Source organism: Polaribacter sp. 20A6 (assembly GCF_011378915.1).
Taxonomy (GTDB): Bacteria; Bacteroidota; Bacteroidia; order Flavobacteriales; family Flavobacteriaceae; genus Polaribacter; species Polaribacter sejongensis.
The window spans coordinates 83,081-106,900 of the sequence record NZ_WTPZ01000006.1 but is presented as its reverse complement, the minus strand read 5'-3'; the positions used below and the strand labels follow the sequence as shown (position 1 = coordinate 106,900).

Below are 23,820 nucleotides of genomic sequence, written 5' to 3'. Positions count from 1 at the left end.
ATGAAAAAAATAATTCATACTGCATCCACAAGAGGGCACGCAAATCATGGATGGTTAGAAGCAAATCATTCATTTAGTTTTGCTAATTTTTATGATCCTAAAAGATTACAGTTTGGTGCGTTAAGAGTTTTAAATGATGATTTAATTGCACCAAGCATGGGGTTTGGCACACATCCTCATAAGAACATGGAAATTATTACAATTCCGCTAAAAGGTGTTTTAAAACATAAAGACAACATGGCAAACGATTGGATTCCCGTCTTGCCAGGTGAAGTACAAGTAATGTCTGCCGGAAAAGGAGTGTATCATTCAGAAATAAATGGTTCTGCAAATGAACATTTAGGTTTATTTCAAATCTGGATAATGCCGGAAAAAAATGAAGTTACTCCAAGATATGACCAAAAGGAATTTGATATAAAAGACAGAAAAAATAAATTGCAGTTATTGGTAAATTCTTTTAATTCTGATGATGATAGCTTAAAAATACACCAAGACGCCCAGATTTATAGGATTGATTTAGATAGAAATCAAGATTTTAACTATCAGTTAAAAAGTAAGAACCGTGGAGTATATGTAATGAATATTTCTGGCGATTTTGAGATTGATTCAACAAAACTAGCTAGGAGAGATGCAATAGGTATTTATGAAACAGATAGTTTTGTGATTAAAAGCCTATCTAATTCTGAATTATTATTGATAGAAGTACCCATGTAAGTTAAATTCAGTATAAAAAAATTAGACCTCAAGGAATCATTTCTTTGAGGTTTTTTCTTTTCAAAAAATAAACATATCTTGCAAAGTGTTATGCGTGCATAATAAAATTAATTCCAAGAATATGAAATATAAACACATTTTTGAACCATTAGATTTAGGTTTTACAACTTTAAAAAATAGAATTTTAATGGGTTCTATGCATACAGGTTTAGAGGAGGAAAGAAACGGTTTAGAAAGAATCGCGGCTTATTATGCAGAGCGAGCAAGAGGTGGAGTTGGATTAATTGTTACCGGAGGGATTGCCCCAAATATACAAGGTTGGACAGCTCCATTATCAGCAAGAATGTCTACCAAAAAACACGCAAAAAAACATCAGAAAATAACAGCAGCAGTCCACAAAGAAGGTGGTAAAATTTGCATGCAAATACTACATTCAGGTCGTTATGGCTATCATCCGTTTAATGTTGCGCCTTCCAAAATAAAATCACCAATAACACCATTTAAACCTTTTAAGTTAACACAATCGGGAATTAATAGAACTATTAGAGATTTTGTAAACTCTGCAAAATTATCTAAAGAAGCAGGTTATGATGGTGTAGAAATTATGGGGTCTGAAGGTTATTTAATCAACCAGTTTATTGTAAAAAGAACCAATAAAAGAACTGATGATTACGGTGGAAGTTATGAAAATAGAATGCGTTTGCCTATTGAACTGGTAAAACAAACACGAGAAGCTGTCGGGTTAGAGTTTATAATTATCTACCGATTATCGATGTTAGATTTGGTAGAAAATGGCTCTTCTTGGGAAGAAGTCGTGCAATTAGGGAAAGAAATAGAAAAAGCAGGAGCAACGATTATTAATACAGGTATTGGTTGGCATGAAGCTAGAATACCAACTATTTCAACATCAGTTCCTAGAGCAGCTTTTACTTGGGTTACTAAAAAAATGAAAGAAGAATTATCGATTCCTTTAATCACTTCTAACAGAATAAATATGCCCGAAACGGCAGAAAAAATATTGGCAGAAAGAGATGCAGATATGATTTCTATGGCGCGTCCTTTTTTGGCTGATCCAGACTGGGTAAATAAAGCAGCTGAAGAAAAAGTAGATGAAATTAATACATGTATTGGTTGTAATCAAGCTTGCTTAGATCATGTATTTCAACAGAAGGTAGCAAGTTGCTTGGTAAACCCTAGAGCTTGTCATGAAACAGAATTGAATTATTATGAAACTGTACTTAAAAAGAAAATAGCAGTTGTAGGTGCAGGACCTGCAGGATTAGCAGCAGCTACAATTGCTGCAGAAAGAGGTCATTTTGTAACGTTGTTTGATGCTGATAAAGAAATTGGTGGTCAGTTTAATATTGCAAAACAAATTCCTGGTAAAGAGGAGTTTTACGAAACCTTGCGTTATTTCAACAAACAAATAGAATTGCATAATGTAACTGTAAAATTAAATACAAAAGTTACTGTAGAAGATTTAAAAGAATCAGATTTTGAAGAAATTATTGTTGCAACAGGAATTAAACCTAGAGCGTTAAAAATAGAAGGCATCAATCATCCAAAAGTTTTGAGTTATATTGATGTTTTAAAATTGAAAAAACCGGTAGGAAAACGAGTTGCAGTAATTGGTGCAGGTGGAATTGGTTTTGACGTTTCAGAATATTTAACACATGAAGGAGCATCTACATCCTTAAATATTAATGCTTGGTTAAAAGAATGGGGAATCGATAAAAACTTAGAGGCTAGAGCCGGAATTGAAAATGTAAAACCAGCATTTGAACCTTCACCAAGAGAAGTGTTTATGTTTAAAAGAAGCAAAGGGAAATTTGGTGGGAATTTAGGTAAAACAACTGGGTGGATTCATAGATCTACTTTAAAAAAGAAGAAAGTGCAGTTTATTGGTGAGGTTTCTTATACGAAAATTGATGATGAAGGGTTGCATTATGTTCAGAATGAAGAAGCTAAAATTTTAAAGGTAGATAACATTGTTATTTGTGCAGGTCAAGTTCCTTTTAAAGAATTGTATCAACCTTTGTTAGATGCTGGTAAAAAAGTACATGTTATTGGTGGTGCCGATTTTGCAAGTGAATTAGATGCAAAAAGAGCTATTAATCAAGGTGCACGATTGGCGGCAGATCTTTAAATTAAATACTATTTTAATAAATTATTATATTTTCAAAAAATAGAAGTAGCAGTTTTTTTAGTAGCTTGCACCTAAATAATAAATACAAATTTGATAATGAAGAAAATACTTTTTATTGCAATCCTTTTTTTAACCTTTAATATAGCAGCACAGCGTTCTAGAGGTGGAGGTGGCGGAAGACAACAATCACAGAACCCTGAATTGAATCAAACAAAAGAGGTTAAAAAACTGAGTGCAAAAGAAATTGCGGGTATTTTTTATTATGATGTTGATGAGGTGATAAAGAAAGTTAAGATTAAAGATGATGACAAAAAATATTCAGTAACCAAAGCATTAAGAAATTATAATTCTAAAGTAAAAGAAATTTTATTCTTAAATGCTGAAAAATTTACGGATTTAGATCTTTTAATGAACACAATGTCTAATGAAAGAGATAGTGAAAGTAATAAAAACATAAGAGAAAAGGTAAGAGAAGTCACTAGACCAATTAAAGAGAATGTTAATGAACATGAAAAAGAGCTCAATGAAATTCTAAGAGGTGTTTTATCAGAAAAACAAGACAAGAAGTGGTTAAAATATCAAAAGAGCATCATAGAAAGTTTACAGCCTAAAAAAGCAGAAAACAATAATCAAAATTCTAGACCTAGTAGAGGTAGCGGAATGAGAAGACAATAATTGAATTAAATCCTATGTTTATAGGATTTTTTTGTGTTAGTAAATATTATAGTACATTTAGAAAAAATTAAAAATAATCTATGAAATCATTTTCTGTAGAAGAAATAACATCACTTTTAAAAGGTGAACAAATTGGGCTTTGTAAAGATATAATATATGCGCCAGAACAAATTGAAAATGCTACAAAAGGGAATGTTACTTTTATAGGTAACTCTAAATATGCAAAATTATGGGAGAATTCTAACGCTAGTGTTGCAATTGTTTATGAAGGAATAACAATTTTACCAGAAGAAGGTAAAGCGTTTATCAAAGTTAAGAATCCAGATTTGGCGATGGCAGTTTTATTAGAAGCTTTTGAGCCAGAGTCGCCTTATTTTGAAACGGATATTCATCCGACGGCAGTAATAGATAAAACAGTAACATTAGGAAAAGGTTGTAAAGTAGGTGCAAATTCTTATGTTGGTAAAAATGTAGTACTGGGAGATAATGTAACCATTTATCCTAATGTATCCATTTTTGATGATACTACAATTGGCAACGAGACTGTAATTTGGTCTGGAACCGTTATTAGAGAACGTACTAAAATTGGTAGTCATTGTATTTTTCATGTAAATGTGAGTATTGGAGCTGATGGCTTTGGCTATAGACCAAGTCCTGATGGAAGAGGGTTAGTGAAAATTATTCATATAGGAAATGTAGTTATCGGAAATGCTGTTGAAATTGGAGCAAATTCATGTGTTGATCGTGGTAAATTTAGTTCTACTATTTTAGGAGATGGCTGTAAGATTGATAATTTGGTACAAATAGGGCATAATTCTGTTTTAGGAAGATGTTGTATTATGGCAGGACACAGTGGTTTAGCAGGTTCTGTAACTTTAGGAGATGGTGTAATTATTGGAGGAAGTGCTTCTATAAAAGACCATGTTACCATACATTCTGGGGCAAAAGTAGGTGCTGGTTCTGGTGTTATTGCAGATATTGCAGCTGGTAAATCTGTAGTTGGTTATCCTGCTTGTGATTCTAGAGAAAAAATGAAACAATGGGTAGCTCTGCGTAAACTTGGTAGAAGCTAGGTTTTTATTAATTACTACTTACTGAAACTCTAATTTTTAAAGGCTTTTACTGAAGCCTATTATTGGGCAATACCAAATAATTACCGATATTTGCCAATCAAACGAACTAATTACGAATTATGGGAATGAATAAAAATACAGTATTAGGCTTTGCTACGCTTATTATGATACTTGTTGGCTTAGGTTTAATAGCTTTAGGGGCTTTTAGATATAATGAAGTTGCCGGATGGGGATTTGCGGCAGTTGGTTTTGGTTTCTTTTGTATTGCATGGGTTTTTAATGCATTAAAAGGAAGAGTATAAAAGTCTACAGTTTTCACAGTAGCAATTTTCAAATTAAATTAAAAAAAACAAACAAATGAGCGACGATAAGAAAGTAATCTTTTCGATGAATAAGTTGTCTAAAACTTATAAATCAACAGGGAAACAAGTTTTAAAAGATATTTATTTAAGCTTCTTTTATGGAGCAAAAATTGGTATTCTTGGTTTAAATGGATCAGGAAAATCAACTTTATTAAAAATTATTGCAGGAGTAGAAAAGAATTTTCAAGGAGATGTTACTTTTGCTCCAGGTTATAAGGTTGGGTATTTAGAACAAGAGCCACAATTAGATCCAGAAAAAACAGTTTTAGAAGTTGTAAAAGAAGGAGTTGCAGAAACAGTTGCAATTTTAGAAGAGTACAATAAAATAAACGACATGTTTGGTTTAGAAGAAGTCTATTCTGATGCAGATAAGATGGATAAACTAATGGCACAACAAGCAGTTTTACAAGATAAAATTGACGCTGCTAATGCTTGGGAATTAGATACCAAATTAGAAATTGCAATGGATGCGTTAAGAACGCCAGATTCTGATAAGAAAATCGGAGTACTTTCTGGAGGTGAAAAAAGACGTGTTGCTTTATGTAGATTATTATTACAAGAACCAGAAATTTTATTATTAGATGAGCCTACCAATCACTTGGATGCAGAATCTGTACATTGGTTAGAGCACCATTTAGCACAATATAAAGGAACTGTTATTGCTGTAACGCATGATAGATATTTCTTAGATAATGTTGCTGGTTGGATTCTTGAATTGGATAGAGGTGAAGGAATTCCTTGGAAAGGGAATTATGCTGAGTGGTTAGACCAAAAGTCTAAGAGAATGGCACAAGAAAGTAAAACAGCTTCAAAACATCAAAAAACATTAGAAAGAGAATTAGATTGGGTTCGTCAAGGAGCAAAAGGTCGTCAAACAAAGCAAAAAGCTCGTTTGAAGAATTATGACAAGTTAATGAGTCAAGATCAAAAGCAAACAGACGAAAAGTTAGAAATCTATATTCCTAATGGACCACGTTTAGGTACCAATGTTATAGAAGCAACAGGTGTTTCTAAAGCATTTGGAGAAAAATTATTATATGATAATTTAGAGTTTAATCTTCCGCAGGCAGGAATTGTAGGTATTATTGGTCCCAATGGAGCTGGTAAAACTACTATTTTTAAAATGATTATGGGAGAAGAAAAACCTGATGGAGGAAGTTTTTCTGTAGGTGAAACTGCAAAAATTGCATATGTAGATCAAGCCCATTCAGACATTGACCCAGAAAAAACAATTTGGGAAAACTTTTCTGACGGACAAGATTTAGTAATGATGGGAGGTAAGCAAGTTAATTCTAGAGCTTATTTAAGTCGTTTTAATTTCTCTGGAAGTGAACAAAACAAAAAAGTAAATACACTTTCTGGTGGAGAGCGTAACCGTTTACATTTAGCAATGACGTTAAAAGAAGAAGGAAACGTTTTATTATTAGATGAGCCTACCAACGATTTAGATGTAAATACATTAAGAGCATTAGAAGAAGGTTTAGATAACTTTGCTGGTTGTGCGGTTGTAATTAGTCACGATAGATGGTTTTTAGATAGAGTTTGTACACATATTTTAGCTTTTGAAGGGAATAGTGAAGTGTATTTCTTTGAAGGTGGTTTCTCTGAATATGAAGAAAACAAAAAGAAACGTTTGGGTGGAGATTTAATGCCAAAACGAATTAAATACAGAAAGTTAATTAGATAATTTTCTAGAAATTATATTTTACAAAAAAGCAGCTAATTTTTATTAGCTGCTTTTTTTTATTTGTAATGGTTTTTTAGCTTTATTATCAAGTAGATTTATGTGTAATATTATTTACAAACTTTGTTTTTACATCTTGTACAGATTTAGATGAAAACTTAGAAAGGGAACCTGTAAAATTAGAGGTTTCTGCAACTGGAGGTGAAGATGAATATTTACCAGGTGATGATTATGAAACAGGTAATTAAAATTTTTTAAATCAAGAATTATAGTATTTTAGAGGAATGAAATTTAATGTTTTGTTCCTCCTACTTTTTACCTTTTTGTTTAATAATAAATTGTTTTCTTTTCAAGAAAAATCAACCAATATTACTTACGATAGTATTGCTAAAACGGTTGTTTTTTATAGTAAACAAAGAGATAATGAGAAGGCATTATTTTATTCTAAAAAAATGCTTCAAAAATCATTAAATAATAAAAATGAAAAACAAAAAGCAGAATCGTACTATAGAATTGCACAATTTCAAAGAAAATTAAGAGCTAATGATAGCGCTTTCTATTTTTATAATAAATCTAAAGAATTATACCGTCAACAAAATGATAGTATTCAAATAGCAAGATGTTTACGAGACATAGCTATTATAGAATCTTCTTACGGTAATTATATTAATAGTAACATATCTGCAATTAATGGATTAGAATATTTAAAGGGGAGGAGTGCAAGTGCTATAGCCTCCATTTACAATACTTTAGCAATAAATTCTAAAAAACAAAATTTATTTAAACAAGCTATTTATAATTATAAGCAAGCATTAACTTTTATTTCAAGTACAAGTGGCAATATTGTAATTAAAAATAATATGGCTAATGTATATAAAGAGCAAAAAGAGTATTCTAAATCAATTTCAATTTTAGAAGAATTATTAAAAGGTGACATTACTAGTCAAAAAACTAAAGCAAGAATTATTGATAATTTAGCTCATATTAAATGGTTAAATAATCCAAATATAAATATCTTAAAAGATTTATTACTGGCAAGATCTATCAGAATTAAGGAAAAAGATACTTACGGCTTAATTGCAAGTTATAGCCATTTGTCAGATTTTTTTTATAAAAAGAATAGAAGCAAATCATTATTTTATGCTGATAAAATGTATGAAGTATCAAAAAAAGAAAAAAGTCCGCAAGATCAAATAGAAGCTATAGATAAAATTATAGGACTTCAAACAGCTCAAAAAGCCATTAATTATTATAAAGAAAGTATTCGTTTAAGAGACAGTTTACAAGAAGTAGAGTCTAAACATCAATACAAGTTTGCTACTATTAAATACAATTATGAAGAAGAAGAGAAACAAAAACTGAAGTTTCAAACATTAGCAACAGAAAACATTTTAGTTGCTGAAAAAGAAAAAAGTCAGAAGAAAAATGTTTTAATTATTGGTTTTTTATCAATTTCTAGTTTATTATTTTTGATTTATAGAAGAAAAGAACAGCACAAAAAACGAATCTTACAAGAGAATTATAATACTGAAACAAGGATTGCGAAAAAATTACATGATGAATTAGGGAATGATATTTTTAATACCCTCACAAAAGTTCAAAATACTAAAATTAATACCGAAGAAATTATAAACGATTTAGATAAAATCTATTTACAAACACGAGCTATTTCTCACGAAAATGACTCTATTGAAACGGGATCTAATTTTGAAAATTATTTTAGAAATCTAGTAGCAAGTTATAATTCTGATACTTGTAAAATTATATTAAAAGATTTGTCTTCTTTAGATTTAAATAATTTAACCAAAGAGAAACAGATTGTTATGTATCGGGTTTTTAATGAGTTGTTTGTAAATATGAAAAAGCATAGTAAAGCGAGCTTAGTCGTTTTAGCATGCAAGAAAACAAATCATAATTTAGAAATAAGTTATGCAGATAATGGTGTAGGATTTAAGGATGATACTATTATTTTTAAAAATGGACTTAAAAATATGGAAACCCGTATAAAAACTATTAATGGAACTATTAACTTTGAAAATAAGCCGAACAAAGGTTTAAAAGTGTATATCCATTTTAAAAATTAAGAATGTTTAAAAAAGTTTTAGTTGTAGAAGATTTTGATGTAATTAATAGCGGAATAAAAATGGCGCTAGAGGGGTTAAACATAGAAGAAGTAGATTATATTTCTTATTGTGACGAAGCTTTTCTTAAAATTAAAAAAGCTTTTTTAGAAGGAGTACCTTATCAATTAATTATTTCTGATTTATCTTTTGAAAGTGATGGAACTCCACAAGAATTAAAATCGGGTGATGAACTTATAGAAAAAATTAGACAAGAATTTTCTGATTTGAAAATTATTGTTTTTTCAGTAGAAGATAAATCATATAGAATTCAAAATTTATACAAAAGTCTAAAAATTCAAGGGTATGTTTGGAAAAGTAGAAATGGATTAAAAGATTTAAGAAAAGCAATTGATGTTGTTTCTACATCAGATCAGTTTTATATTTCTCCGGATTTAAGCACTGCAATTCACCCTAAAAAAACGATTGAAATTACAGACTCAGACATTCTTTTAATAGAATATTTGTCTAAAGGGTTGCTGCAAGAAGCTATTAGTAAAGAATTAAAAGAAAAAGGGATATCACCTTCTAGTATTAGCGCAATAGAAAAAAGGTTAAGAATTTTAAAAGAACATTTTAATGCCAATAATCCTACGCATTTAGTAGCAATTGCTAAAGATTTAGGACTTATTTAGAGATACTTTATTCCTATTTGTAGATTTAAAACAAACATTTAATTATAAAAGCCTCATTTCTTTTAGGAAATGAGGCTTTTAACTTTTAATTTCCTTATCAGAACTAATTGGAAATTAGTTAACTGATTTGGTATTCAAGTAATTACACTGCAAATTTATAAAAATAGGTTAATTTAAAATTACGTATAAATACCTGTTTTTTAACTTCTTCTTTTTCTGTTATTTTCGTTTTTTGTTGTAGAATTCTGTTTTTTTGAATTTTCAGATCTTCTACTAGAACTGTTATCACTTCTTTTAACAGAGGTAGACGTTTCTCTAGTTACAGTTGTTGGTCTTCTAGAAGTGGTGCTGCTATTTCTTCGATCAATGGTTCCTCTTTTTTGTGTGTTTACAGTAGTAGGTCTTCTCGTTGTTGTATTTGTTCTTTTATCTACCACTGTTCTTCCATTGTTATTTATTGTAGTAGGTCTTCTATAAGTAGTATTGCTCCTTCTTGTAACTGGTACTGGTTTTCTTCTTCTTAAAATTTTACTTTTTTTACCAATTTTAGCATTCGGATTTGCTCTATAGTAATAGTAATTATGGTCTTCTCTAATTTTACTATATTGTCTAGAAAAATCTCTGTGAGAGAAATAAGAATTATTGTATTCAAATATATTTCCAATATTTAAATTAATTCTTAAACCATTATGATGATAGTAATTATCTTTTACATTTCCGTAAAATTTTGGATTTCCCCAATGATCATATCTTATTTTTAAATTACCTACATCGGTTAATTGTCCTCTATAGTACTTCATAAAAACGTTTCCAATTCTGGTTACATTTCCAGATCTATCATAGTTTATAAAAGAGTTTCCTATTCTTTCAATTCTACCTCTATAATCTCTAGCTATATATATGCCTCTTTGATTTCCATTGTCGTAATAATGAGTGTTAAAATCAAATTCACCATTGGTAAAAATAAAGAACTCAACATCTCGCTCTACAAAATTTATGGTATTTTCATATGAGTAATTAAACCCAAAATTGTTCAGGATTTCTTTATTATTTTCGGCTTTAGTAGTTGAAACAAGAAAGAACATTCCCATTAATATAAGTATACCTTTTTTCATAATTATGGTTTTAGGGTTTTGCCTACTCTAATTTACTTTTCAGCTTCCGTATTTGATTATCATATTTTCAAAGAACGTGCCAAAAAAAGAATTAGGTATTTATTGATCTTAATTATATTTCATTTACTGAGTGTTAAGTATTTGTTTTTAAGTGTTTTAAATCTATATTTGATTTTTATTAGAAAATATAGATAAGAACTCGTAAATTCATAAAAATTTTAACGACAAAAAAGAAAATTATTTTTTATGACTGAGGCTATTGAGAAAAACTTACAAAGGGGAATATGTTTATTAAATACAATTTCTAACGAACAATATTCAGACAGCTCTGTAGCCCCTTATTTCTCTAGCATAGGTTGCCATATGCGCCATATCTTAGATGTATTTTCTTGTGTTTTCGAAGGGATAGAAACAAAATCTATTTATTTAAATAAAAGAAATAGAAACGAATTATTAGAATTACATACGCAATTAGGAATTGAATATTTTAATGAAACAATTCAAAAATTAAAAGAAATTAATGCTTCAAGTTTAGAAAATACAATGCTTGTTACAGATGATTTAGGCTTAGGAGTAAAATCTGTAAATTATACTTTGGCGGCTATACTAATGCAAGCACACAGTCATGCAATTCATCATTTTGCAAGTATTGGTTATATTATTTATCAATTAGGAATAGAATTACCAGACGCAGATTTTGGGTTTAACCCAACTACGCCAAAAGTAAGTATAGAAAGAAGTTAGAATGTATTTTACGAGTTATTTTGTAAAATATACAACTTGTTGTTTTGCTTAATAATGGCTTCTTTACAATTTGTAGGATATATAAATTGATGCTCCTCTAAATAATTAAAACATTTTTTATCAATGCTAAAATCAGCATAAAAATCTTTTGTTCCTTTAGAGTCAAACCTTGATATGCTATATGTTTCAGTATTTATTTGTGCTTCAATTATAAACCAAGCACCACTTCCAATTCCGCCTAACCAAGTACCATTTTTTAGTTCAAAAATCGTTTTATTTGGCAGCTCTGTTCCAATTAAATTTGGTTCAATATCAAATTTATTAAAAAAAGAAGTTTTGTATTCTTTAAGAATCGATCTATTCTTGTAATCTTCAATTCTTTGTTTGTAAATACTATGAATAACGTTATTCGTACTTGCTTTAATTACGTTTCCAATAGGACTTGGTGTTAGTAAATTAGATCTTTTTAATTGCTCACCAATTTTTTTATTTGATGAAGATGCAATAATTGTATCGGTAACAAAACGTGCACAATTAGACCCATTTTTTATAAAAGCACCGTAAGGAATTTCTTTTTCATTTATTAATTGATGAATAAAATTATGTGCTTTTTCAAAATCAATCTCATTATGAATACTTGCAACCAATCTGCCGTCTCCATGTGTTTTTTCAGGATGCTTTTCTATCCAAAGTAAAATTTCTTTTATGTTTATTAATTTTGAGTTTTCAAATTTGGCATTTATAGAAACTCTAAGTTCTGGGTCTGTTTCTTTAGATCGAACACGCCCATTACTGTAACTTGTAATATACCTTCCAAAATCGAAATAATTAATTTCAGTTTCGTTTTTTTTAATCAATAATAAAGCAGCATGACCAGCTTGAACCCCATGTTTACTACCAATACCAATTAGAGGCCAAACCTTACTAGAAGGTTCCCAATAGGCAGGTCTTACAACGGTGTCTGGGTAAGAGAGAATTACTATAATTCCGTTAGTTTTGTCTATGCTCATTAATTATTAAAAATTGCTTTTAGCAGAACATTAAAAGTTTTAAAAGCAAAGTACATTGTAAATATAATTATTATTGCTGCAACAATTAAAATAAGATAAGAAATGTATTCTTGCGGAGTATTATCAAACTTTTTTAATGCTTTAAAGCCCATTGTAAGCGATATTGGTGAAGCTATAAAAAGAATAAGTAGAATACTTAAATTCCTTAAACCTTTACCTAATAAGTTATAATTAGTGCTCATTTTTATAGTTTTTAAGGGCATTTCTAACATTACCATATTTAAGTAGTAATGCACTTGCCTCGGTTTGGTCTATATTTAGTTCTAAAGCTAACATTTTTTGACCTCTTTCTACCAATTTTTTATTAGAAAGTTGCATATCAACCATTTTATTACCCTTAACTTTTCCTAACTGAATCATGGTTGCTGTAGAAAGCATGTTCAGTACTAATTTCTGAGCAGTTCCGGCTTTCATTCTAGAGCTTCCGGTTACAAACTCAGGTCCCACAACAACTTCAATAGGAAATTGAGCAACAATACCTAAAGGACTATTTTCATTACAAGCAATGCAACCTGTAACAATATTGTTTTTATTACACGCTTCTAAAGCAGAAATTACATAAGGCGTTGTGCCAGAAGCAGCAATACCAACAACCACATCTTTACTAGAAACTTGGTGTTCTTGCAAATCTAACCAACCTTGGTTTTTAGAATCTTCTGCAAACTCTACAGCGTTTCTTATAGCAATATCTCCTCCCGCAATAATACCTACTACTATTTCTTGCGAAACACCAAAAGTAGGTGGACATTCAGAGGCGTCTAAAACACCTAATCTGCCCGATGTACCTGCCCCTAAATAGAAAAGTCTTCCACCATCTTGTAATTTAGTTACAATTTGTGTCGTTAAACTTTCTATTTGCGGTAAAGCCTTTTCTACAGCTAAAGGCACCGTTTTATCTTCGTTATTTATGTTGCTTAATAGTTCTTTTACAGACATCTTTTCTAGATGATTGTAGTTAGAATCTTGCTCTGTTGTTTTAATAAAATTCATGGTCCAAAAGTACAGAATTCTTGTCTATTCTTATTTGTTTTTTGGGTGTTTTAACGGGCTTTCTGCTATATCTTTTTTATAAAAAATAAAAAAGGATAGAGCTTGTCTTGAGGGAAGTCGAAAGGCTTCAATTCCTAACTCAGTGCCAAGAACAATACTAATAAATTACTCTTTTTCAACTAAATTTATGTTGTATGTATCTGTTTCCGAAATATGAAAATAACCCAAAGGGAAATTAGCATCGTTAGTAGTATTTACAATATTTCCTAATAAAGATGATGGAATAGACTGAAAAGGCCCACCGCCACTTTCTCCACTCTGACTCGATAATATTGTAAAATAAGTGTAGTAATCTTTAGAGACTCCAGATAATTTAATAGCTATTTCTTTAGGAAGTTCAATGTTTTCGTCCTCATAGAAATAGGAAAAATTATAATCAGAGCCATTAAAATAAGTATCTTCTATATTAACAAAATTGTAGGTGTCAATATTAAAAACGTAATAGTTCTCTTCGTTTTCATCATCCGAAAATAATATCTTTAACTCAATTTGATCCTCAGAAAACAGTGTTTCATCACCTTGTGTAATACTATTGATAACGGTAGATTTTACTTTAGTAGCTTTCCCTTGGTAAATATCGTTATCATAGATTACGGTTAATTGATATTCGGTGTCATCGGCAGGAATAAAAGAATTTATGGGTGTAAAATTCCCATCGGAATTAAGATCTTCAAAAGGAATTACAATATTGTCTAATAAGTCGGTTAAAGTAACAACTGCATTGGTAACTGGCGGAATTTCATCATCAAAATAATCTGCAGATAAACTAAGTTTTACAGTGGTATTTGCCACTACAGGACTTTCATCAAAAAAGACTTCAAAAGAAGCGTCTATAATTAATTTTGGTTCAATAGAAGGAACATCAATATCTACCACTTTTTCACAGTTTGAAAAAAAGATGATGATTAGAACGATAATAATTTTTATATTTTTCATAAGAATAATACTTAACAACCTTTAAGAGGGTTTAGAATTTAAAATTATAAGTAACAGAAGGGACTAAGCCAAAAATAGACGTTTGTATCGCTTCGTTTCTGTAGGTTTCACTATTCTGTGTAAAGTTAATAGAAGCTGCATTTTGGCGTCCATAAACATTATATATCCCAAAAACCCATTCTCCTTGCCATTTTCTAAACTTGTTTTTTTTTGGAGTTAAAGTAGCAGAAATATCTAGTCTGTGATACGCAGGTAATCTATCTGCGTTTCTTCTGTTATCATCATAAATTGGCACATTTAAACCTTGGTATTCGTATTGACCAACGGGGTAATTTGTAGGCTGTCCTGTTTGAAAAACAAAATTTGCATTGAATTTCCATTTTTCGTTAAAGTCGTAACTTCCGTTTATAGAAAAATCATGGGTTTTATCATAAGCAGTATTGTACCATTCTCCGCTATTAATACCAGGTTCTGCAGCCGTTCTACCTGGTGTTTGTTGTTCAGATTTAGATAGGGTGTAAGAAAACCAACCTTTAAATTTACCTGCGTTTTTTTTAAGTAACAATTCTAAACCGTAAGCTCTTGCTTTTCCATTTAAAATGACTGTTTCAATTTCATTATTGGCAACTAAATTTGCACCATTTATATAATCGATTCTATTTTGAATGTCTTTATAAAAAACTTCTGTTTCTATCGAGTAATCACCATTTTTTAAAGATTTAAAATACCCAACAGCATATTGATCTAAGAGTTGTGGTTTTATATATTTTCCACTAGGTGCCCAAACATCTAATGGAGTAGGAGAAGAGGTGTTAGATAATAAATGTAAGTATTGTGCCATTCTATTATAGCTTCCTTTTATAGAAGTATTATCGTCTAAAATATAAGACATAGAAACTCTTGGTTCAAAGTTATTGAAACTGCTTATTACATCACTTCTTTTAAATGATTCTATGTCAATAGCATCTGCAGATTCATACTTTTTAAACTCACTATTATAAAGTACAGGTTGGTTATTTGTGTAGACATTTAGTTCATCTTGCCCTAATCTTGTAAAGTTGCTGAAACGAAGTCCGTATTGCAATCTTAATTTCTCACTAACTTTATGCTCTGCATCTATGTAAATAGCAAATTCGTTGGCGTATTTATCAATTAATTTTTCAGCTAAAATTCCAGAATCTTCTCTATTTGGTAAAATTTCACCCGGATTAAATTTGTTGTAAATGTTGTTGATACCATAGCTCAACTTAAATTTATTATTGACGTAATGGTTAAAATCATATTTAAGATTATAGTTTGTAATACCAGAATCCCATTCGAAACCAACAAAATCTAAGGTTAACCCGTAAAAGTAATCAGAATAAATTACAGATAGGTTAGAGAAAAGTTTATCAGAAAAAAGATGATTCCAACGTAAATTGGCAACTTTATTTCCATAAGTATTTACAAAACTATCGCTAATTCCAAAAACGTCTTTTCCAAAATAACCAGAAAAGAATACGCTATTTCTGTCATCAATTCTATAATTTACTTTGGTGTTTAAATCATAAAAGTATGCGGTGTTATCCATATCAAATAATGGCAAGAATAAATGTGCATAAGAAGATCTACCGCCAACTAAGAAAGATATTTTTTCTTTTTTGATTGGACCTTCAATTAATAATCGAGACGAAACCAAACCAATTCCTCCGGTAACTTTAAATTCTTTACTATTTCCTTCCTTTTGATAAATATCTAAAACAGAGGATAATCGTCCTCCGTAATTTGCAGGAATTCCTCCTTTATATAATTTTACGTCCTTTATTACATCCGGATTAAATACCGAAAAGAATCCGAATAAATGCGAAGAATTAAAAACGATGGCTTCATCTAACAAAATTAAATTCTGATCTGCAGCGCCACCTCTCACGTTAAAGCCAGATGCGCCTTCTCCTGCACTTGTAACTCCGGGTAATAAGATTAAAGATTTTATAATATCTGCTTCTCCTAAGACTACAGGTATTTGTTTAATAGTAGCAGATGTAAGTCTGTTAACGCTCATTTGAGGCGTTTTAACATTTAGGTTTTCTACATTTCCTTCTATAATAATTTCGTCTAAACTTTCTGACTCTTCTTTTAGTTTGAAGTTTTTTGTCACTTTTTCATTGAGGTCAACGGTTTCAATGGTGGTAGCATATCCTAAGTAACTGACTTGTATTTTGTAACTGCCTTCTGGAAGCGTAATGGAGTAGAACCCATATTGATTGGTAGTAGTACCAGAATTTAATTCTGGAAAATATACAGAAACTCCAATCAAAGTTTCGTTATTACTATCGTCATAAATAGTACCACTAATGGTGTGTCTTTCTTGACTAAAAGCTGTAAAACTTACTAAGAGTATAAGAAAGAGTATTTTTTTTAAATGAAACATTTTGTTTAATGATTTAATTTAAATTATAAACAAAAATACAAATCTAATTTTTATTATAATGTAAAAACTATTTTTTTTATATAAGAATTATAAACAACAAAAGCCGATGTAAAACATCGGCTTTTGTTTAAAAATATGTTATTTAGAAATCTAAATAGCGTTTAAAATAATATTTAAAGTAGCATTAGGTCTCATTGCAGCATCTGCTAAATTTTCGTTTGGTAAATAATAACCACCCATTTCTACAGCGTTTCCTTGAATCTCGTTTAATTCAGCAACAATTTTAGACTCGTTGTCTTTTAATTCTGCAGCAACCTTAGTAAAAGCAGCTTTTAATTCAGCATCTTTATCTTGTGCAGCTAAACCTTGTGCCCAGTAATAAGCTAGGTAAAAATGACTTCCTCTGTTGTCTATTTCACCAACCTTTCTAGAAGGAGATTTATCATTCTCTAAGAATTTATCTGTAGCTTCATCTAACGTTTCAGCTAAAATTAAGGCTTTAGAGTTGTTGTTTGCTGTTCCTAAATGTTCTAAAGAAACTGCTAAAGCTAAAAATTCACCTAAAGAATCCCAACGTAAGTGGTTTTCTTCAACAAATTGCTGTACATGTTTTGGAGCAGAACCACCAGCACCAGTTTCAAACAATCCACCACCATTCATTAACGGAACAATAGATAACATTTTAGCAGAAGTACCAACTTCTAAAATTGGAAATAAATCTGTTAAATAATCACGTAAAACGTTACCAGAAACAGAAATAGTATCTTCTCCTTTTATAAGTCTTTCGCAAGTAAATTCAGTTGCTTTTATTGGTGATAAAATTCTAATATCTAAACCTTCAGTGTTATGTTCTGGTAAATATTTTTTTACTTTTTTAATAATTTCTGCATCATGAGCTCTGTTTTTGTCTAACCAAAAAACAGCAGGAGTTTCAGAAGCTCTTGCTCTTGTTACTGCTAATTTAATCCAATCTTGAATTGGTAAATCTTTTGCTTGACACATTCTCCAGATATCACCTTCTTCAACTTTATGCTCTAAAAGTTTTTTTCCAGAAGCATCAATTATAGCTACTTTACCTGCAGCAGCAATTTCAAAAGTTTTATCATGAGAACCATATTCTTCTGCTTTTTGAGCCATTAAACCAACGTTAGGAACAGTTCCCATAGTTGTAGGGTCGAAAGCACCATGTTTTTTACAGAAATCTATTGTTGCAGAGTAAATACCTGCATAAGCACTATCAGGGATAATTGCTTTCGTATCTTGTAATTTTCCATCAGCATTCCACATACGTCCAGAAGTTCTAATCATAGCTGGCATAGAAGCATCTATAATAACATCAGAAGGTACATGTAAGTTTGTAACTCCTTTGTCAGAGTTTACCATTGCTAATTCCGGACCATGATCTATAGCGTATCTTATTTCTTGTCTAATTTCATCACGTTTTTCTTTTGGTAATTCACTTAGTTTAGAAAGTAAATTTCCTAATCCGTTGTTTACATCTGCACCAATCTTCTTAAACGTTTTTCCATGCTTTTTAAATAAATCTGAAAAATAAACACGAACTGCATGACCAAAAATGATAGGATCACTCACCTTCATCATCGTTGCTTTCATATGTAAAGAAAACAATACGTTTTTGTCTAAAGAATCTTCATACTGCTCTTCTAAAAAAGAAATTAATGCTTTTTTACTCATTATAGTAGCATCTATAATTTCACCATCTAAAAGATCTAAATTTTCTTTTAAAATAGTTTTAGCTCCTTTTTCTGAGGTATGAACAATACTTACTGATGTTGCATCTTTTACAGTTAAAGATTTTTCATTATTTGCAAAATCACCTTCAGTCATTGTTGCAACATGCGTTTTAGAATCTGAAGACCATGCACCCATAGAATGTGGATTCTTACGAGCGTAATTTTTTATTGCTTTAGGAGCTCTCCTGTCTGAGTTTCCTTCACGTAAAACAGGGTTTACAGCAGAACCTTTTACTTTATTATATAATGCTAAAACAGCTTTATCTTCGTCTGTTTTAATTTCATCTGGATAATTAGGAAGGGCAAAACCTTTTTCTTGTAACTCAGAGATTGCTTCTTTTAATTGAGGTACAGAGGCACTAATATTTGGTAATTTAATAATGTTAGCTTCTGGATTTTTTGCAAAATCACCTAAAAAAGCTAAAGCATCTTCTACTTGTTGGTCTGGTTTTAAATAATCTGAGAAATTAGCAAGTATCCTTGAAGATAAAGAGATATCTTTTACTTCAATTTCTATATTAGAAGATTTTGTAAAAGCTTTTACGATAGGTAAGAATGAACGTGTTGCTAAAGCGGGAGCTTCATCAGTTTTTGTGTAAACAATTTTAGCTATTTTACTCATATTGAGATATGTTTTTATATGTTATTTTGTTTTCTACGAAATGCATTTCGTGAAAAAAAGTGGAACAAATTTATGAATTAATAATGATACTTTTGTTGATTAATTATTATTAATTATGTTGTTTTTGTGTGTTTTTAATAATAAATTAAGGCTATTGGTAAGAATGTGGGTTTAAAACAAAATAAAAGCCATATCATACAATTTCTTGTTATGATATGGCTTCTTCGAAATAGTGTTTTAGTACTGTCTGTATTACTACAATATCAAATAAAAGTTTCCTTTTATATCTCTATAGAAAAGAGATTACCTACTGCTATTTCAGTTTTTGAAACATCCTTAATTTTAATCAAGCATTCTACTTTTTTAAAATTTTTATTAATGTTTCAATTGTAACCATCAAAAATAAATCTTTTTAGATTTAAGAACTATTTACACAATGAATAAAATGAATAAATCTAGTTTACGTTTCTTTTTATTCTTTCAAATAAATAGAAGTTTCAATTTAGTTTTTCTGATTAACAATATTTTATAAAGAACGTTACTTTATGTATTTACACGTTATTTAATAATTAACTTGTAAATTATGTCATAAATATACGATTTATTTATAGATATATTTCTTTTTTAACATTTTTGTTGTTAACAATCTATTAACCATAGTTGTTAACAATTGTGTACTAAAAAAGCGTTGTGATTTCTCACAACGCTTTTTTTAAATCTAAGTAAAAAGAGATTATTTTCTTCTTTTTTCAGTAATTCTAGCTTTTTTACCAGTAAGACCTCTAAAGTAGAAAATACGAGCTCTACGTACTTTACCTCTTTTGTTAACTTCAATTTTTTGAATAGAAGGTAAGTTTACAGGAAAAATTCTTTCTACACCTATAGTACCAGACATTTTTCTGATTGTAAATGTTTCAGAAGCTGCAACTCCTTTTCTTTGAATAACTACACCTCTAAAAAACTGAGTACGTACTTTTTCTCCCTCTTTAATTTCGTAATAAACAGTGATTGTATCACCTGCTGCAAATTCTGCAAATTCTTTTCTTGCTACAAATTCGTCTTGTACAAATTTTACTAAAGATTCCATATCTTTTAATTTAATTGGTTTTGTAAAACAACGTTCACGATTTTTTCGTCAGAGGTTAATTTAGCGGTTGCAAAAGTAGTCATTATTTTTTGTTCAGAAAATAAAAACTAATTATTTTTTAACCTGATAATTAGCACAATAGTAAAGCTAAAAAATTATATACGCTCCGTTATTAATTTTAATAAGAGATTGTAGTTTTTATAGCTAAACATTCTTTTGATAATACTTCTTTAAGAGGTTTTATCAAGTAAATCTGGTCTTATTTCTTCTGTTCTTTTATAAGCTTGGTCGCTTCTCCAGTCATCAATTTTAGGGAAATTTCCAGACAATAAAACTTCAGGAACCTTCATCCCTTCAAATTCCGAAGGTCTTGTATATACTGGTGGCGATAATAAATTGTCTTGAAAAGAATCTGTAAGTGCAGATTGCTCATCTCCAATAACACCAGGAATTAAACGAACAACAGCATCTACTAGTACAGCAGCGGCTAATTCACCTCCTGTTAAGACATAATCTCCAATAGAAATTTCTTTGGTAATGTATTTATCCCGAATTCTTTGATCTACACCTTTATAATGACCTGTTAAAATAAGTATATTCTCTTTTAAAGAAAGTGTATTTGCGGTAGATTGATTTAATGTTTTTGCATCTGGAGTCATATAAATCACTTCATCGTACGCTCTTTCTGCTTGCAATTTTTTAATACAATTTGCAATCGGTTCAATCATCATAACCATACCAGCGCCACCACCAAATTGGGTGTCGTCTATTTGTTTGTAATTTCCCAAACCATATTCACGTAAATCGTGAATTATAATTTCTGCCAAACCTTTGTCTTTTGCACGTTTAATAATTGAGTGATTAAACGGACTTTCTAATAAATTTGGGGCTACTGAAATAATATCTATACGCATGCCGCAAATGTACTATTTTTGTTGGATTTTTAAATACCTGTTTTAGTAATAAAATAGTGCTTCATTTTTTATTAGATGTTCATTATTTCTTAAATTTGTTAGCTATATGGAAGAACTAACTTTAACAACACCGGCGCTTTTATTTTCTGCAATATCTTTAATCATGCTTGCGTATACAAATCGATTTTTGGCATATGCAGCGGTGATAAGGAATTTACATGATATTTATTTAGAGAAGAAAGATACTTCATTATTAAGGCAAATTAAGAATTTAAAGTTGCGTTTAAACTTAACAAGATGGATGCAAATATTCGGGATTTCTAGTTTGTTATTTTGCGTGGTAACTATGTTTTTAATATACATAGGTTTAAGTATAGTGGCAGCTTGGGTATTTGGATTTGCATTAATTTTATTAATTATTTCTCTTGGGTTATTGATAAAGGAATTACAGATTTCTATTCAAGCTTTACAGCACCATATAGAAGATATTGAAGAGCATTTAGAAAAATAAAAGAGATCACTTTAATTTACTTTCCTCCAAACTTGAGAAGTATTTTTGCTAAACGTTTTTTTGTTTTAAATATTCGTGTAGACATTCTATTTGTTGGGTAGCTTCTGTTTTTAGTCATGTTGTTAAAAATTAAAGCTGTAATCAATAGTATTAAAACACCACTTAAAACAGGAGATAGTAGATAAAAATATCCTAAAGAAGTAATTTTTTCTGTTCCTATAATAGGTATTAAGGCAGTTTCTCCTCCTGGTGGATGCAATGTTTTTGTGTATTGCATGAGTATAATTGATGTTGAAACAGCCAACGGAGCCGAGATCCAAATAATATCAGGACAAAATTTTAAAACGCTAATACCAACAAAGGCAGATAATAGATGTCCACCGATAAGATTTCTAGGTTGTGAATAAGGGCTTTGTATTGCCCCATAAATTAATACACTTGAGGCACCAAAAGAACCAATTAAAAAGATGTTCTCTACTTTGGTGAATGATAGAGATTGTATAAAAGCAATTATTCCGATACCAATAAAGGCACCAACAAACGACCAAAATTTCTCCTTATAATCTATCAAAGTTTCTTTGTAGATTATATATTTAGTAAGCCTGTAAGTTCTTTTTATTTTTTTTTGTACCATCTATTTTTTCTTTTCAGTTTTGTAGATAAACAGCGGACGAAGTTATGGCAAAAAGAGTGGATAATAAAGTTGATTAAAATATTTACGAATAACCAAAAAGAATGATACTTAAATAGATTTTAATTGTCAAATTATAGGTGACACGTTTATTTTTTGAAAAAAATAAAACGTTCTTGTCGGTTTATTACTAATCTTTAAATACTATACTTTTTTGTCCATTTGAGAACCAATAAATGCAGTTCTTGGTGCTAGAAAATAACCTGTTAAACTAGCAAATAGAATAGGTATAAAATAAGAGAAACCTGTTAATGTAGCTAGTAATATTGTGGTACTCATTGGTGTTCTTGTTACGCATGCATTTATACCTGCCATGCAACAAATAATTGCTAAGGAAACATTTATAGATGGAAAAAAATGATGTATTATCAATCCTAATGTTGTGCCTACAAAAAACAATGGTATTATAAAACCACCTCGCCAACCAGAAGTTACGGTTACAGAAATAGCTAAAATTTTAAAAATGAGTATTAAAAATAAAGCATTAATAGTGAAGTCGTTGTTTAATAAAGAGTTAATTTCTTCATGTCCAAAATATCTTGTTAAAGGAAAATAATAAGAAATTAGACCAAGTAGTATTCCGCCAATTAAGGTTTTAATATAAATAGCTGTTTTGATTTTTTTGAAAACAGATTTTAAAAACTTTGTACAATAGATAAAAATCCAACCTACAATTGTTGCAATGATTGCTAATAAAACGGCAATACCAAAATCAAAGGTTCCAGAAAATTGATAAGTAGGCAAAGTCCAAGTAGCACCTAGGCCTAAATGTATAATTAATGAAAAAACAATATAACTAAAACAACTAGCAACCAAAGCAGGCATAATTGCTTTGTAGTATTCTACTGCGTGTTTGTGGTGTAATATTTCTAAAGAAAATAAACTTCCTCCTAAAGGCGCTCCAAACAAAGCGGTAAAACCAGAAGCCATACCAGCAATACTTAATGAGCGTAGTTCTTCTCCTTTTAATCTAAATATTTTTCCTAACCATGTACCTGTAGAACCTGTTACTTGTACTAAAGGTGCTTCCGGTCCAAGACTTCCTCCAGAAGCTACACAAAGTAGAGAGGAAAGTACCATTGAAGGATTGTTTTTAGGAGTTAACTTTCCTTTGTTAAAACGAATATTATCTACAATTAAGTCAATCTCTCCTGGGTCTCCAATAAAATGTATAACTAACCCTGCTAACAAACCACAAATAGCCATGGTAGGGATTACCAACCAACCATCAAAAAAAGCTATTTTATGAATTAAAAACTCTAAAACAACCCAATAGGTTCCTGCAATTACACCACCAATTAATCCTACGAGTGCCCAAAGTAAAAAGGTACGATTAAAAACAAATGGATTAAATTTTATGGGTTGGTCTAGTAGGTTAGAATATGAAATTAATTTTCTCTTAATTTTCATTTTGAGTATCGATTTGTAGGTCTAAAAATAGGTGGCGAAATTAGATGAAAATAGTATAGAAACAAAAAATCTCAAGTGAAAGCTTGAGATTTTAAGT

Annotated in this window: 21 protein-coding genes; 10 read left to right on the top strand and 11 right to left on the bottom strand. The window is 30.2% G+C overall.

Annotated features, from left to right (window positions below; all coding sequences use genetic code 11):
• The 8 genes from GQS57_RS14650 to GQS57_RS14615 all read left to right on the top strand — a co-directional run bounded on the left by GQS57_RS14650 (position 1) and on the right by GQS57_RS14615 (position 9,409).
• Positions 1-714, top strand: a complete 714-nt coding sequence (locus GQS57_RS14650; RefSeq protein ID WP_165733614.1) for a pirin family protein — start codon at positions 1-3, stop codon at positions 712-714.
• Between the two features lie 121 nt (positions 715-835).
• Positions 836-2,860, top strand: coding sequence for an NADPH-dependent 2,4-dienoyl-CoA reductase (locus GQS57_RS14645; RefSeq protein WP_165733613.1), 2,025 nt, complete (start codon positions 836-838; stop codon positions 2,858-2,860).
• Between the two features lie 96 nt (positions 2,861-2,956).
• Positions 2,957-3,535: a hypothetical protein gene (locus tag GQS57_RS14640; RefSeq protein WP_165733612.1), complete on the top strand. Its 579-nt coding sequence runs from the start codon at positions 2,957-2,959 to the stop codon at positions 3,533-3,535.
• Positions 3,536-3,615: 80 nt separating this feature from the next.
• On the top strand, positions 3,616-4,608 hold the full coding sequence (lpxD, locus tag GQS57_RS14635) for a UDP-3-O-(3-hydroxymyristoyl)glucosamine N-acyltransferase (RefSeq protein WP_165733611.1): 993 nt from the start codon (positions 3,616-3,618) through the stop codon (positions 4,606-4,608).
• 125 nt (positions 4,609-4,733) lie between these two features.
• On the top strand, positions 4,734-4,910 hold the full coding sequence (locus GQS57_RS14630) for a CAL67264 family membrane protein (RefSeq protein WP_240914557.1): 177 nt from the start codon (positions 4,734-4,736) through the stop codon (positions 4,908-4,910).
• A 55-nt stretch (positions 4,911-4,965) separates the two neighbouring features.
• Entirely contained in the window at positions 4,966-6,657 is a 1,692-nt protein-coding gene (gene ettA, locus GQS57_RS14625) for an energy-dependent translational throttle protein EttA (RefSeq protein ID WP_165733609.1), read from the top strand.
• 320 nt (positions 6,658-6,977) lie between these two features.
• Positions 6,978-8,738 (top strand): sensor histidine kinase, encoded by a 1,761-nt coding sequence (locus GQS57_RS14620; protein ID WP_165733608.1) that lies wholly within the window; start codon positions 6,978-6,980, stop codon positions 8,736-8,738.
• A 2-nt stretch (positions 8,739-8,740) separates the two neighbouring features.
• Positions 8,741-9,409, top strand: a complete 669-nt coding sequence (locus GQS57_RS14615) for a response regulator (RefSeq protein WP_165733607.1) — start codon at positions 8,741-8,743, stop codon at positions 9,407-9,409.
• Positions 9,410-9,609: 200 nt separating this feature from the next.
• On the opposite strand, the gene GQS57_RS14610 is transcribed toward GQS57_RS14615, so the two are convergent.
• A complete protein-coding gene (locus GQS57_RS14610; RefSeq protein WP_165733606.1) occupies positions 9,610-10,524 on the bottom strand; it encodes a hypothetical protein in 915 nt (304 codons plus the stop codon).
• Between the two features lie 246 nt (positions 10,525-10,770).
• Between GQS57_RS14610 and GQS57_RS14605 the strand changes: the two genes are divergently transcribed.
• Positions 10,771-11,268: a DinB family protein gene (locus GQS57_RS14605; RefSeq protein WP_165733605.1), complete on the top strand. Its 498-nt coding sequence runs from the start codon at positions 10,771-10,773 to the stop codon at positions 11,266-11,268.
• Between the two features lie 8 nt (positions 11,269-11,276).
• Here GQS57_RS14605 and GQS57_RS14600 read toward each other — a convergent pair whose 3' ends face one another.
• The 8 genes from GQS57_RS14600 to trmD form a co-directional block, all read right to left on the bottom strand.
• Positions 11,277-12,278, bottom strand: a complete 1,002-nt coding sequence (locus GQS57_RS14600; RefSeq protein WP_165733604.1) for a DUF6695 family protein — start codon at positions 12,276-12,278, stop codon at positions 11,277-11,279.
• Positions 12,278-12,520, bottom strand: a complete 243-nt coding sequence (locus tag GQS57_RS14595; RefSeq protein WP_165733603.1) for a DUF6095 family protein — start codon at positions 12,518-12,520, stop codon at positions 12,278-12,280. Before GQS57_RS14595 ends, GQS57_RS14600 begins: the two co-directional genes overlap by 1 nt.
• Complete coding sequence (murQ, locus tag GQS57_RS14590; RefSeq protein WP_165733602.1) at positions 12,510-13,328, bottom strand: N-acetylmuramic acid 6-phosphate etherase; 819 nt, start codon at positions 13,326-13,328, stop codon at positions 12,510-12,512. Before murQ ends, GQS57_RS14595 begins: the two co-directional genes overlap by 11 nt.
• Positions 13,329-13,493: 165 nt before the next feature.
• Entirely contained in the window at positions 13,494-14,324 is an 831-nt protein-coding gene (locus GQS57_RS14585; protein WP_165733601.1) for a DUF4249 family protein, read from the bottom strand.
• Between the two features lie 31 nt (positions 14,325-14,355).
• A complete protein-coding gene (locus GQS57_RS14580; protein WP_165733600.1) occupies positions 14,356-16,734 on the bottom strand; it encodes a TonB-dependent receptor in 2,379 nt (792 codons plus the stop codon).
• Between the two features lie 150 nt (positions 16,735-16,884).
• The gene (locus GQS57_RS14575; RefSeq protein ID WP_165733599.1) at positions 16,885-19,110 is read right to left on the bottom strand and encodes an NADP-dependent isocitrate dehydrogenase; all 2,226 of its coding nucleotides are present in this window, start codon (positions 19,108-19,110) and stop codon (positions 16,885-16,887) included.
• Between the two features lie 733 nt (positions 19,111-19,843).
• Complete coding sequence (gene rplS, locus GQS57_RS14570) at positions 19,844-20,197, bottom strand: 50S ribosomal protein L19 (RefSeq protein WP_068450019.1); 354 nt, start codon at positions 20,195-20,197, stop codon at positions 19,844-19,846.
• Positions 20,198-20,427: 230 nt separating this feature from the next.
• A complete protein-coding gene (gene trmD, locus GQS57_RS14565; protein ID WP_165733598.1) occupies positions 20,428-21,111 on the bottom strand; it encodes a tRNA (guanosine(37)-N1)-methyltransferase TrmD in 684 nt (227 codons plus the stop codon).
• Between the two features lie 106 nt (positions 21,112-21,217).
• On the opposite strand from trmD, the gene GQS57_RS14560 reads away from it, so the two are divergent.
• Positions 21,218-21,622, top strand: a complete 405-nt coding sequence (locus GQS57_RS14560; protein WP_165733597.1) for a DUF2721 domain-containing protein — start codon at positions 21,218-21,220, stop codon at positions 21,620-21,622.
• Between the two features lie 16 nt (positions 21,623-21,638).
• Here GQS57_RS14560 and GQS57_RS14555 read toward each other — a convergent pair whose 3' ends face one another.
• Positions 21,639-22,256, bottom strand: coding sequence for an HPP family protein (locus tag GQS57_RS14555; protein WP_165733596.1), 618 nt, complete (start codon positions 22,254-22,256; stop codon positions 21,639-21,641).
• A 201-nt stretch (positions 22,257-22,457) separates the two neighbouring features.
• Positions 22,458-23,723 carry a chloride channel protein gene (locus tag GQS57_RS14550; RefSeq protein ID WP_165733595.1) on the bottom strand — a complete coding sequence of 422 codons (1,266 nt, stop codon included), beginning with the start codon at positions 23,721-23,723 and terminating at the stop codon, positions 22,458-22,460.
• Positions 23,724-23,820: the final 97 nt, after the last annotated feature.